Source organism: Cupriavidus sp. CER-90, from assembly GCF_057652055.1.
The window spans coordinates 1642634-1654721 of record NZ_JBYGYM010000001.1; the positions used below are offsets into that span (position 1 = coordinate 1642634).

Annotated in this window: 13 protein-coding genes; all 13 read left to right on the plus strand. The window is 68.3% G+C overall.

All coding sequences use genetic code 11. The features are described 5' to 3' along the window. Positions 1 to 107 precede the first annotated feature (107 nt). The 13 genes from sctV (at position 108) to AC24R4_RS07450 (ending at position 12088) form a co-directional block, all read left to right on the plus strand. Positions 108 to 2225 (plus strand): type III secretion system export apparatus subunit SctV, encoded by a 2118-nt coding sequence (gene sctV / locus AC24R4_RS07390; RefSeq protein WP_487522624.1) that lies wholly within the window; start codon positions 108 to 110, stop codon positions 2223 to 2225. A 4-nt stretch (positions 2226 to 2229) separates the two neighbouring features. Continuing rightward, positions 2230 to 2496 carry a flagellar biosynthetic protein FliQ gene (locus AC24R4_RS07395; protein ID WP_153946904.1) on the plus strand — a complete coding sequence of 89 codons (267 nt, stop codon included), beginning with the start codon at positions 2230 to 2232 and terminating at the stop codon, positions 2494 to 2496. Between the two features lie 36 nt (positions 2497 to 2532). Then, entirely contained in the window at positions 2533 to 4251 is a 1719-nt protein-coding gene (sctC, locus tag AC24R4_RS07400; protein WP_487522625.1) for a type III secretion system outer membrane ring subunit SctC, read from the plus strand. Beyond that, the gene (locus AC24R4_RS07405) at positions 4248 to 5384 is read left to right on the plus strand and encodes a type III secretion system protein SctD (protein WP_487522626.1); all 1137 of its coding nucleotides are present in this window, start codon (positions 4248 to 4250) and stop codon (positions 5382 to 5384) included. Before sctC ends, AC24R4_RS07405 begins: the two co-directional genes overlap by 4 nt. Before the next feature lie 66 nt (positions 5385 to 5450). Further along, a complete protein-coding gene (locus AC24R4_RS07410; RefSeq protein ID WP_092297932.1) occupies positions 5451 to 5654 on the plus strand; it encodes a hypothetical protein in 204 nt (67 codons plus the stop codon). Between the two features lie 53 nt (positions 5655 to 5707). Further along, positions 5708 to 6214 carry a hypothetical protein gene (locus tag AC24R4_RS07415; RefSeq protein WP_487522627.1) on the plus strand — a complete coding sequence of 169 codons (507 nt, stop codon included), beginning with the start codon at positions 5708 to 5710 and terminating at the stop codon, positions 6212 to 6214. Beyond that, positions 6211 to 6996, plus strand: a complete 786-nt coding sequence (sctJ, locus tag AC24R4_RS07420) for a type III secretion system inner membrane ring lipoprotein SctJ (protein ID WP_487522628.1) — start codon at positions 6211 to 6213, stop codon at positions 6994 to 6996. Before AC24R4_RS07415 ends, sctJ begins: the two co-directional genes overlap by 4 nt. Then, complete coding sequence (locus tag AC24R4_RS07425) at positions 6993 to 7772, plus strand: type III secretion system protein SctK (protein WP_487522629.1); 780 nt, start codon at positions 6993 to 6995, stop codon at positions 7770 to 7772. Before sctJ ends, AC24R4_RS07425 begins: the two co-directional genes overlap by 4 nt. Continuing rightward, on the plus strand, positions 7754 to 8362 hold the full coding sequence (gene sctL, locus AC24R4_RS07430; RefSeq protein ID WP_487522630.1) for a type III secretion system stator protein SctL: 609 nt from the start codon (positions 7754 to 7756) through the stop codon (positions 8360 to 8362). The genes AC24R4_RS07425 and sctL overlap by 19 nt, the downstream gene beginning before the upstream one ends. A gap of 12 nt (positions 8363 to 8374) precedes the next feature. Further along, positions 8375 to 9748, plus strand: coding sequence for a FliI/YscN family ATPase (locus tag AC24R4_RS07435; RefSeq protein ID WP_487522631.1), 1374 nt, complete (start codon positions 8375 to 8377; stop codon positions 9746 to 9748). Next, complete coding sequence (locus AC24R4_RS07440) at positions 9745 to 10233, plus strand: type III secretion protein HrpD (RefSeq protein ID WP_487522632.1); 489 nt, start codon at positions 9745 to 9747, stop codon at positions 10231 to 10233. Before AC24R4_RS07435 ends, AC24R4_RS07440 begins: the two co-directional genes overlap by 4 nt. A gap of 14 nt (positions 10234 to 10247) precedes the next feature. Next, positions 10248 to 11051: a type III secretion system export apparatus subunit SctT gene (gene sctT / locus AC24R4_RS07445; protein WP_487522633.1), complete on the plus strand. Its 804-nt coding sequence runs from the start codon at positions 10248 to 10250 to the stop codon at positions 11049 to 11051. After that, positions 11048 to 12088, plus strand: a complete 1041-nt coding sequence (locus tag AC24R4_RS07450) for an EscU/YscU/HrcU family type III secretion system export apparatus switch protein (protein ID WP_487522634.1) — start codon at positions 11048 to 11050, stop codon at positions 12086 to 12088. The genes sctT and AC24R4_RS07450 overlap by 4 nt, the downstream gene beginning before the upstream one ends.

A 12088-nucleotide genomic window follows, 5' to 3' on the forward strand; every position in this document is an offset into this window, starting at 1 on the left:
GTACTGGTCGCCCGGGGAGGCGCCTCATACACTGCGGCCACTGGCAAAACTCCCAGCAATCAACGATCCGGCGTCGAGCAATCGTCCCGCAAACGTTCAGCAAGGCCATGGCAAAACTACCCGCAAACCTGCCCGTATTCACGCGTGGGCTGGGGCCGGCGACACCGGGCCTCCAGCAGATGGCGGCCGCCGCGTCGCGCCAGTCCGACCTGGCGCTGACGCTCCTGCTGTTCGCGGTGATTGCGCTGTTCGTGCTGCCGCTGCCTACGTTCCTGCTGGACATGCTGCTGACGATCAATCTGGGCATGAGCCTGACGCTGCTGATCGTGGCCACGTACATTCCGTCTGCGCTGTCGCTGTCCACGTTTCCGTCGCTGCTGCTGTTCACGACGCTGTTTCGCCTGTCGCTCAATATCGCGTCAACCAAGCTGATCCTGCTGCACGCCAATGCGGGGCACATCATCGACACCTTCGGCAAGCTGATTGTCGGCAACAACGTGGTGGTGGGCGGCGTGGTGTTCCTGATCATCGCCATCGTGCAGTTCATCGTGATTGCGAAGGGTTCCGAGCGCGTGGCGGAGGTGGGCGCGCGGTTTGCCCTGGATGCCATGCCGGGCAAGCAGATGAGCATCGACGCCGACGTGCGGGCCGGCACCATTACCGCCGGCCAGGCGCAGGAGCGGCGTCGTGCGCTGGAGCAGGAATGCCAGCTGCACGGCGCGATGGACGGCGCGATGAAGTTCGTCAAGGGTGATGCCATCGCCGGGGTGGTCATCGCCCTGGTCAACATCCTGGCCGGCATCTGCATCGGCACGCTGATGAAGGACATGAGCATCGGCGATGCCCTGCAGCGTTACGCCATCCTGACCATCGGCGACGGCATGGTGTCGCAGATACCGTCGCTGCTGGTGTCGATCGCGGCAGGGGTGGTCATCACGCGGGTGTCGTCCGCCGAAGAGCGTACGCGCTCGCTGAACCTCGGCAACGTGATCGGCAGCCAGCTGCTGGGCCAGCCGAAGGCACTGGTGGTGTCGGGGGCGGCGATTGCCGTATTCCTGGTGGTGCCGGGATTCCCCAAATGGACCTTCGCCATCATGGCGATAGTCGTGGCCGGTGGCGGCTACCTGCTGATGCGACGCGCCCAACGCAGTGCCGGCACGGTGACATGGATCGAAGTGGAGGGCGGCGGCGAGGGCCGCATGGATGGTGCGGTGGCGCCGCCGCTGGCGCTCGACCTGGATGAATCGTTGCGCGACCGCGTGGACCTGCGTCTTTTCGAACAGCGCATGACGATTGCAAAGGGCGAGGTCGAGGCCGATCTCGGGATGGTCTTTTCGCGTCTGCGCATCGTCTGGACGGGCCTTGGACAGGCGGATGCCTATGCGATCCGCGTGCAGGACGTGGTGGCTTCGGCTGGCGCGTTGCGTCCCGGCCGGCGCCTGCTGGAGCCCGGTGCGCGCGCCCGCATCGACCAGGGCGAGGCCGAGGTCGGCGCCCCGTTCGGTCCCTTTGCCGAAGTGGTATGGGTCGCCGCCCCCACCGGGGACGCACCCCTGCCGGACGGCATCCGCACGCTGTCCTGCGAGGAAGTGCTGGCGGTACATATCGGCGCGGTCATCAAGCAGCACGCGGCACAGTTGCTGGGTATCCAGGACGTGCAGGCCATGATCCACGTGGTGCAGGCCGAGGCACCGGACCTTGTGATGGAGCTGGCGCGCGTGGTGCCGCTGCAGCGTGTGACCGACGTGCTGCGCCGCCTGCTGCAGGAAGGGGTGCCGATCCGCAACCTGCGCACGATCTTCGAAAGCCTGGTGACCTGGGCGCCCAAGGAAACCGACGCCATTGCGCTGACGGAACTGGTTCGCGTGGATCTGGGGCGGCTGATCACGAGCCGCCATGTCGGTGCCGCGCGATCGATCGACGCCGTGCTGTTCGAACCCGCGCTGGAAGGGCGGGTGCAGGGCGCGATCGAACGTGCGGCGCGCGGCAACCTGCTGCTGCTGAGCCACGACGTGACGCGCGACATCCGCGAGCAGCTGCGCGTGCTGCTGGAAAAGGCCGGGCAGACGCGGCTGGTGGTGGTGGTCAGCACCGATGTGCGCCGCTATGTGAAGCGGCTGATCGAACCGGTAGCCCCGCGCCTGGCCGTGCTGTCCTATCAGGAAATCGACGAGGACGTCACGCTGGTGCCGGTGGGCTGGATCCAGAACCCGGCGGCGGAATAGCACGATGACCGCCGACACCATCCTCGATATCACGCGCCAGGCCCTGCTGGTGGTGCTGTGGGTTACGTTGCCGATCGTGCTGATCGGCACGGTGGTGGCACTGGTGGTGGCGGTGCTCCAGGCGGTGACGCAGATCCAGGACCAGAGCATCGGCACCTCCACGCGGCTGATCGCCGTGCTGGTGTCGCTGGTGCTGCTGGGTGGATGGCTGGGCGGCGAGGTGATGCGCTTTGCGCAGCGCGCGCTGCAGACGATGCTGACGCTGCTGTGAGGGTGTCCCGAACAACGACAAGATGAACGAGCCGACATGACGCCGTACTTTCAGGACTACCAACCGACGCGAATGCGCTGGCTGCGGACGTGGCCGGTGGCTTGCCTGCTGTGCCTGCTGGCGATGACCGCCGCGCAGGCGGCGGACCTGCGCTGGTCCAGCAGGCCGTTCAATGCGTCGGTCAGCGACAAGCGGCTGCCCGACTTCCTGCGCGAGCTGGCGGCGTCGCAGGGCACCACGGCCGTCATCGATCCGAAGGTGGAGGGCACCATCAACGGCAAGTTCACCGAATCCGCCCAGCATGTGCTGCGCAGCGTGTGCGCCATGTTCGGCCTGACCTATTACTTCGATGGCTCGCTGCTCTATATCGACGTGGCCAGCGAGGCCCGCAGCGAGGTTTTGCCGATCGCGCGCGGCGCCGGCATGCGCCTGCGCGATTCGCTGGAGCGCATGCAGGTGCCGGATTCCCGCTATCCGATCACCATCAACGACGCCGAGGGCACGCTGATGGTGTCGGGGCCCAAGCGTTACGTCGAGACGGTACGCGCCGCCGTGCGTGCGGTAGACGATCGCTCCATTGCCGACGAGCGTGCCGAAGTCCAGCTGTTCCCGCTCAAGTATTCGTGGGCCAATGACTTCCGCATCAATCGCTCCGGCAAGGAGATCACCGTGCCGGGCGTGGTCAGCGTGCTGCGCAGCCTGTATGGCCGCAATCGCCTGCCGCCGCTGGGTGCGCCGAACGCCGGTTCCAGCCGGGGCGCCACGCGCATGGCCAAGCTGCGCACCGGCGATGGCGGCGGCATGGGCATGCCCAGTGCCGATCCGGGGCAGGTGCTCGACAGCATGGGCGGCAACGGGGTGATCAACACCGACGTGCAGGCCAACCCATGGGGTAGCAACCAGTTGCCGCAATTCCAGGCCGACACGCGGCTCAACGCCGTGCTGGTGCGGGATACGCCGGATCGCATGGCGCAGTACCGACGCCTGATCGAATCGCTCGACATCAAGCCGCGGCTGGTGGAAATCGAGGTGACGATCATGGACATCAGCCAGGAGGACCTGGACAGCCTTGGCGTGGACTGGCGCCTGCATACGCGCCATGTCGACCTGCAGATCGGGGGCGGCAACAACAATCCCGCGCTGACGTTCGGCAATCTCACGTCCGAAGCCGGCACCACGGCCGCGGCTGCGTCCAGCGGCCTGCAGTTCACGGGTGCCATCGGCAATGACATCACCCGCTTCCTGCTGACGCGCGTGAAGGCACTGGCCGATCGCGGGCAGGCCAACTTCGTGGCGCGCCCCAAGGTGCTGACACTGGACAACACCGAGGCGGCGCTGGAGAACCTGCAGGAGTTCTACGTGCGCGTGGACGGCTTCCAGGACGCGGGCCTGTTCAACGTGACGGCCGGCACCGCCGTGCGGGTCACGCCGCTGGTGGTGGACGAAAAGCAGAGCCGCGCCGTGATGCTCAGCATCGATATCGCCGACGGCAACCTGTCCGGCGAGACGGTGGACCGCATTCCCGTGGTGCGCAGGCGTTCCATCACCACGCAAGCCATGGTGGAAGAGGGCAAGAGCCTGCTGATCGCCGGCTATACGACCGAGGAGCGCATCAACGCCACGTCGGGCGTGCCCCTGCTGCAGGACGTGCCGATCATCGGCAACCTGTTCAAGTACCAGGAAAAGCGACAGAACAACATGGAACGCTTTTACCTGCTGACGCCACGGCTGGTGGTACCGGGGATGAGCGGATGAGCGACCTCGCGCAGGAACGGACATCGACCTGGTCGCTGCGCTTTCTCGGCGGCGATGTCTACGGCCGGCAGGTCACGCTGCGGCGCGGCGAAAACGTGATCGGCGCGTCGGGCGACGTCGATATCAGCGTGCCCGGCACCGATGTGCTGCCGCGCCATCTTGTGCTGAACGTTGGCGAGGTGGCGGTCTCGGCCGAGCGCGTGGGCGATGGCGCCGTGGCCCTGAATGGCCGGCCCACCACGCAGCGCGTGTTTGCGCTGGCGGGCGGTGACATCCTGAGCATCGGCGCGCTGGACGTCGAACTGTTGCGCGCGCAGCCTGCCGCCACCGAAGCCACCGACACGTTGTTCGCATGGGCCGAGTCGGGACGCCGCGCCGAGCGCCACGCCGATGGCGAGGGAGAAGCCGCGCGGCGCCACGGCCGCGCGATGGTGGCGGCTGTCGGGCTGGCCGCCACGGTGCTGCTGGTGGGCGCAGGCTGGGCGGCAGCCACGCTGACACAGCGCGGTACGCCGCTGCGCAACGCCGAGATCGATCCAGCGGCCGTACGCAAGACCGTGGCGAACTATCCCGAACTGGAGGTGGTGACCCAGCCCAATGGCACGGTGGCCGTGCGCGGCTTTGTCAACTCGCGGGTGGACCGCCAGCGCGTGGCGCAGGCGCTGGCGCCCTATGGCCGCGGCGTGCAGCAGCAGCTGCGCTCGGCCGACGACCTGATCGAGCACATCCAGCGTTACCTGGACGAGCCGGGCGTCGGTATCGCCTACCAGGGCCAGGGCCGCGTGCTGCTGTCGGGCACCGCCGATCCGCAGGGCGGCCGGGACAAGGTGCGCAGGCTGACAGAAGACCTGCACCCCGGCGTGCTGGTGACGGATCGCATCGACTATCGGGAGACGGCCGACAACCGCCGCCGGCCCCTGCGCAACGGCAACCTCGACAACTGGCAGGGTGTGTTTCCGGCGCGTGTGGTCAGCATTACCGAGGACGCCGAAGGCAACCGTTCGGTCCAGCTGGCCAACGGCAGCCGGTACTTCGAGGGCGCCGTGCTCAAGAACGGCGCCGAAATCGAAAGGATCGAAGCGGACGGCGTGGTGCTGAAGGACACCCCCGTGCCGGCCCAGGCGCGCCGCTAGCGCGGCCCGGGCAGCAGGAATTTGCATCGTTCGATGCAGATATCGCCAACCTACCAAGGAGCTGACATGGCAAATGAAGTCGACCTCAACGCCAAGATGAACGAGATCCAGCAGAAGGCGCAGGAGTTCTCGGTGAACATCCTCAATCTGCAGGACACGCTGACGCGCCAGAACGCGGTGGTCAGCAGCGAGATGGCCCACAACACGCAGAAGGCGAACCTGATCCAGGGCGCCATGCAGGACGTGAAGCAGACATCCCGTACCAACTGAGCACGGGCGGGCGGGGCGCCGCCCCGCCTTCCGTGGCCGAACCAGGGAGCACCATGATGGATCCCAACACGATTGCCGCCGTGGCGCCGGTGGCCGGCACCGGCGCCGCTAGCACCGGCTCGCAAGCCGCCGTCCAGGCGGCCGACAGCGCCGCGCTGGCCGCGCACCAGGCGCCACCCGCGCGGCATGCCGCAACGGCCGATGCCGCCGATGCCCAGTCCTTCGCCAGCATGGTCCGCGGCGGACAGGCCGCCGATGGCTCGCGCCAGGCCAGTGCCGTGCAGGCCGCCAGCGATCCGTCGTCGACGACGCTGGGCAACGCCATTCGCCAGGGCTATGTATCGGCTGGCGAGGAATCGGCGCGCCAGGCCGCGCGGCTGGAATCGCTGCGCCAGGACATGTTTGCCGCCATCCACACCGGCAACACCAGTGACGTCGTGTACCAGGCCATGCTGCTGCAGACGCAGTCGCTGGAGCTGTTCTCGTCGATCAATGTCACGTCCAGCATCGGCAGCGCCGGCACCAATCTGTTCAACAGCCTGCTCAAGAACCAGCAATGATCGCCACCGCCAACCGTTGCCTGCGTGTCCTGCCTGTCCTGCTGCTGCTGGCGCTGTCGGGCTGCAAGGTCGATCTCTATGCGTCGCTCAACGAGCCCGAGGCCAATCAGATACTGGCCGCGCTGACGGCGGACGGCATCGACGCGGAAAAAGTGCGCGCGTCGGACGGCGATTCGGCCGGCAGCGGCAATGGCGGCTGGAGCGTGCGCGTGGAGGAATCGCAGCTGCCCCAGGCGCTGGAGATCCTGCGCAGCGAAGGCCTGCCCGGCGAGCGGTTCGCATCGCTGGGCCAGGTGTTCCAGAAGCAGGGGCTGGTGGCCACGCCGACCGAAGAGCGCATGCGCTACATCTACGCGCTGTCGCAGGAGCTGTCGGAGACGCTGCGCAATATAGATGGTGTGGTCACGGCGCGCGTGCATGTGGTGGTGCCGGCCACCGATCCGCTGTCGGACAAGATCCGGCCGTCGTCGGCGGCGGTATTCATCAAGCATCGCCCCGACGTGGATCTGCGCCTGCTGGTGCCGACGGTCAAGGACATGGTGGCGCACAGCATTGAGGGCGTGACGCATGACAGCGTGTCGCTGTCGCTGGTGGAAGCACGCCCGTACACCCCGGTGCCGGTGGCGACCCATCCCGGCGCAGCCGCGTTTCCGGTGGCGCGCTTTGCCGCCATCGCATTGATGGCGGTGCTTGCACTGGCGCTGATGGGTGCGGGCGTGCTGGCCTGGTGGCGCGGCAACCTCCGCTGGCCGCCGCGGCGCGGTGTGCGGAGTGCCTCATGAGCGTGCCGGCAGGCGTCCTGCCCGCCGCGCTGACGCCGGCTGCGCCGGTGTTGCCCGACGCGGCGCTGGCGCACGCCATCGCCGACCTGTTGCAACGCCCGCTCGTGCATTTGCATCCGAGCTGGCTGCCGGCGGACTGGCCGTTGCGCCTGCGCCGCGCCGACGGTTTCGGCGATGCCGCCGCCGGCTTGCTGGCGGCGCCGCTGAACCTGGCCGGCGACGCGGCGGCGCAGGAGCGCCTGCTGGCCCTGCTGACCGGCGCCGACCCCGTGCCACGCGTGGTGCTGATCGAACGCAGCGCGCTGCGCCTGCTGGCGATCTGGATGGGACTGGCGGTCCACAAGGCCGGCTTTGCCATCGAACGCCGCATGGTGCCGGCGCAACTGGCCGAGAGCATCGAGCCGCTGGCCAGCCGGCTGGTGGGTGCCACGCCACGTGCGATGCGCCGCGCCGCGCGCCGCATCGATCCCCAGGCCGTGGCCTTTCTGCTGAAGCGCGTGCCCGATCTGGCCGACGTGCCGATGAATCTCGCCCCAATGCGCGCGCGGCCCGCGTGCGCCGCGCGGCTGATGGCGGAGCGTGGCTATCGGTTGCTGGGCGGCCTGCTCGACGCCTATGGCGCGCCGCTGCGGCGCGTGTGGATGCAGAAATCACCGCGCCGGCTGGCCATGTTGCCGCCGGCCCCGCTTTCACGCAGCCAGGTGGCGCAGTTGCGCGAACTGATGCTGCTTAACCTGATTCCCGAACGGTTTTCCGCATGGCACTGGCTTTTCTGATCACGAGCGAGAACCTGCAGTTGCTGTCGGAACGCAAGGTACTCAAGGAAGCCGAGTATGCGGCGCTGATGGATGCCTCGGAGGTCATCGAGGCCGCCCGGCGCGAGGCGCTGCACATTGGCACCGAGGCGCAGCGCGAAGCCGAACTGCGCCGCCAGAACGGCTACCGCGATGGCTGGGCGCGTGCCCAGGCCGACCACGCCGCCGCGCAGGTCAGCGCCGCCGCCGAGGCCGAGCGTCAGTTGGCCGGCATGCGGCGCACCATGGCAGAGATCGTCATGAAAGCCGTGCAGCAGATTGCGGGCGAGCTCGATCCGGATCTGATTCTCGAAGTGGCGCTGCAGCGCATCGAGGCCCTGGTGCGCGCCGAGCCGTTCATCACCATCCAGATTCCGCTGGGCCGCGAGCAGGCCGTGCGGTCGCTGCTGGATCAACTGGCCGAGACGCTGGACTGGCCACGCCGCGCCAACGTGGTGGTGGAGCCGGCCCTCGACCCCGATGCGTGCCGCATCCTGACGCCATCGGGTTCGATCGACGTGGGGCTGCAGGCGCAGCTTGAAGCGTTTGCCCGGCGCCTGCGCGCGGGCTGAGGGAGACCTGCCATGGCCACCGAACTGCAACCCGCCGATATCGAATCCGCGCTGGCCCATGCGGCGGCCGACCTGGGCCGTGCATTCGAGCACTTCACCCCGGTGTCGATGCGCGGCCGCGTCAGCAAGGCGGTGGGCATGCTGATCCATGCCACCGGTGTGCAGGCGCATATCGGCGAGATCTGCCAGCTGGTCACCCCGGGCGAGGCGCCGCTGCTGGCCGAGGTGGTTGGCTTCATGCAGCAGACGGCGGTGTTGACGCCGCTGGGACGCACCACCGGCATTTCCACGCTGACCGAAGTGCTGCCCGCCTTGCACGGGCCGCAGTGCCCGGCTGGCGCGGCGCTGCTGGGGCGCGTGCTCGATGCGCTGGGCGAGCCCATCGACGGCAAGGGCGAACTGGTGGGCGTCACACGCGTGCCGGTCGACAACGAGCCGCCCGATCCGCTGACGCGCCGGCTGATCCGCGAACCGCTGGCCACCGGCGTGCGCGCCATCGACGGCCTGCTGACACTGGGCGATGGGCAGCGCGTGGGCATCTTCGCGCCGCCCGGCGTGGGCAAGAGCACGCTGCTGGGGATGCTGGCACGCGGCGCCAGCGCCGATGTGAACGTGGTGGCGCTGGTGGGCGAACGCGGGCGCGAGGTGCGCGAGTTCATCGAATACAACCTCGGCCCGGAGGGCATGGCGCGTACCGTGCTGGTGGTGTCGACGTCCGACCGCTCGCCCATGGAGCGTGTGCGCTGCGCCTACACGGCCACGGCAATTGCCGAACACTTTCGGGACCAGGGCCGGCGCGTGCTGCTGCTGGTGGATTCGCTGACGCGCCTGGCGCGCGCGCAACGCGAGATCGGGCTGGCCGGTGGCGAGCCGCCGACGCGTCGCAGCTATCCGCCGTCGGTGTTCTCGATGTTGCCGCAATTGCTGGAACGCGCGGGCACCAGCGCGCGGGGATCGATCACAGCGGCCTATACCGTGCTGACCGAAGGCGAGGACGACGGCGATCCCATTGCCGAGGAAGTGCGCTCGATCCTGGACGGCCATATCGTGCTGTCGCGCAAGCTGGCCAGCGCGGGTCAGTATCCGCCCATCGACGTGCTGAAGTCGGTCAGCCGGGTCATGCCGCAGGTCACAGGCGGTGCGCACCGGCACGATGCCGCGCGGCTGCGTCAGCTGCTGGCGAAGTTCCACGACATGGAGCTGTTGCTGCAGATCGGCGAGTACCGCCCGGGCGCCGACGCCGAAGCCGACGCGGCCGTGGCAGCGATTGGCGCCATCCGTGCGTATGTCTCGCAGCCGGCCGAACGGCTGGACACTTTCGCGGCTGCGCTGGACAAGCTCGCAGCCGCTGTGCAGCCGCCGAAAATCATGGGAGCCCAGGCATGAGCGATCACCGGCTGGACGATCTGGAAGCGGTGCGCGAGCGCCGTCACGACGATGCCATGCGCGCCATGCAGCAGCAGCGCGCCCATGTGATGCAGGGCCTGCAGGCCGCCGAGGCCGCGCAGCGGGTGGTCAATGGCGCGCTGGCAGACCGTGCCGCATTCCTGACGCGGCTGCGCGAAGGCGCGGCGCAGGGCGGCGTATCGGTCGCCGGCCTGCTCGATGCCCAGGGCTGGCAGGCGGCGTTCGATACGCGCATCGCCCGCGCCAACGCGCAACTGGGCGAGGCACTGGACGAAGTGGAGCGGCGTCGCGCGGCGTTCGACGACAGCCGCCGGGAACTGCTGCGCGCGCATGCGCGGCTGTCCGGCGTGCGCGAGCTGGTGTCGCGCCTGCGTGACGAGGCGCGTCACGCGGGGGACCGGCAGGAGGAAGACGCGGTCGAGGAAGCGGCCGTGCGGGGCTGGCATCGCCAGTCGGAGGGCTAGGCATGCAGGGCGCGATGATCGACCCGGCTTGGCTGTTCCACTGGGGACGCGAGGTCATCATGCCCATCGTCATGGTGATGCCGCGGCTGCTGACGGCGTTCACGGTGCTGCCGTTCCTGTCGCAGCAGGCCATTCCCGGCGTGGCGCGCAACGGCGTGGTACTGGCCATCGCGCTGTTCGTGTCGCCGGGCGCGCGTATCGACCTCGACCACATGGCGGGTGGGCTCTGGCTGGCGCTGATCTTCAAGGAGGCGTTCATCGGCCTGCTGCTGGGCATGGCGTTCGGGCTGTTCTTCGTGGCCCTGCAGATGGTGGGCGAACTGATCGACTTCCAGACCGGCTCGGGCAACGCGACGTTCTTCGACCCGGTGACGCAACAGGAGGACGGGCCGATGGAAAACCTGCTGTCGCACCTGGGGATTGCACTGTTCGCCGCGTTTGGCGGCTTCTTTGCGATGACGGGCGTGATCGTCGAGTCGTTCGCGTTCTGGCCGGTGATGTCGTTCGGGCCGGAGATGTCGCTGGCGTCGCTGGGCTACGCCACCGCCTATGCCGGCACGATGTTCTCGTGGGTGGTCAAGCTTGCCGCGCCGATCCTGCTGTTGCTGGTGATCGTGGAACTCGGCTTCGCGCTGATTGCGCGGTTCGTGCCGCAGTTCGACGTGTTCCAGTTCGCCCAGCCGGTGAAGATCACCGTCGCCCTGCTGATGCTGGCTCTGATGCTGGCCGTGATGGTCGACACGCTGCAGGGCTTTCTGCGGCCTGACAACGTGCTGATCGAACTGCTGCGGCGCGGCGCGGCCGGAGGCTCGCCATGAGCGACAGCAGCGAAAAGAACCTGGAAGCCACCCACCGCAAGCTGGAGGATGCCCGCAAGCGCGGCGAGGTGCCGCGCAGCAGCGACGTCACGTCGGCGGTGGTGTTCCTGGGCGTGCTGGCGGTGCTGTGGGTGCTGGGCCGCTATTTCGTGCGCCTGTTCCAGGCACTGTGGCACAACGCCATGGGCGCGGTGCCGCAGCATCTGCAGGACCAGCAGATGCTGGTGCTGGGCGAGGCCAGCGCGCGGCTGCTGCTGATGGGCGTGCTGCCCGTGGCGGGGGTGGCGCTGCTATGCGGCATCGTCGGCGCGTTCGTGCAGGTGGGGCCACTGGTGGCGTTCGAGCAGATCAAGCCGAACCTGAGCCGGCTCAATCCCGCCGAAGGTTTGAAACGGATGTTCGCGGTACGCAACCTGCTGAACCTGGCCAAGATTCTGCTGAAGATCGCCTTGCTGGCCGGGCTGGTCTACGTGCTGGCGCGCGGCGCGATCGAGGACGGCGTGCGCACCGGCCATGCCCGGCCTGCCGAGATCCTGGTGCTGATGGCCTGGATCCTGCTGCGCATGTGCTGCTGGGCGGCGCTGATCTTCCTGGTCATGGCGGTCATCGACTATGTGCACGAGCGCCACGAGTTCATGAAGCAGCAGCGCATGAGCGTGGAGGAGTACCGCCGCGAGCACCGCGAGACGCAAGGCGATCCGATCGTGGCCGGCCGACGGCGGGCCGCGTTCTTCGAGGCGGCGTTCTTCGGGGTGGGCGAACGCGTGCGCGTATCGACGGCGGTGGTCTATTCCACGCAGTACGCGGTGGCGCTGCGCTACGACGGGCCCGGCACATTGCCGCGCGTGCTGGCCAAGGGCGGCGCGCAGGTGGCGGCGCGCATCCGCCAGGCCGCCGCCGACTACCTGATTCCGTCGGCGTTCGATTCGGACCTGGCGATGCAGCTCTATCTGAAGGTGCCGCTGGACCGCCCGATCGACCGCGACCTGTTCGAACGGGTGGCCGAACTGATGCGCTGGGCGACGGGCGAGACGTGA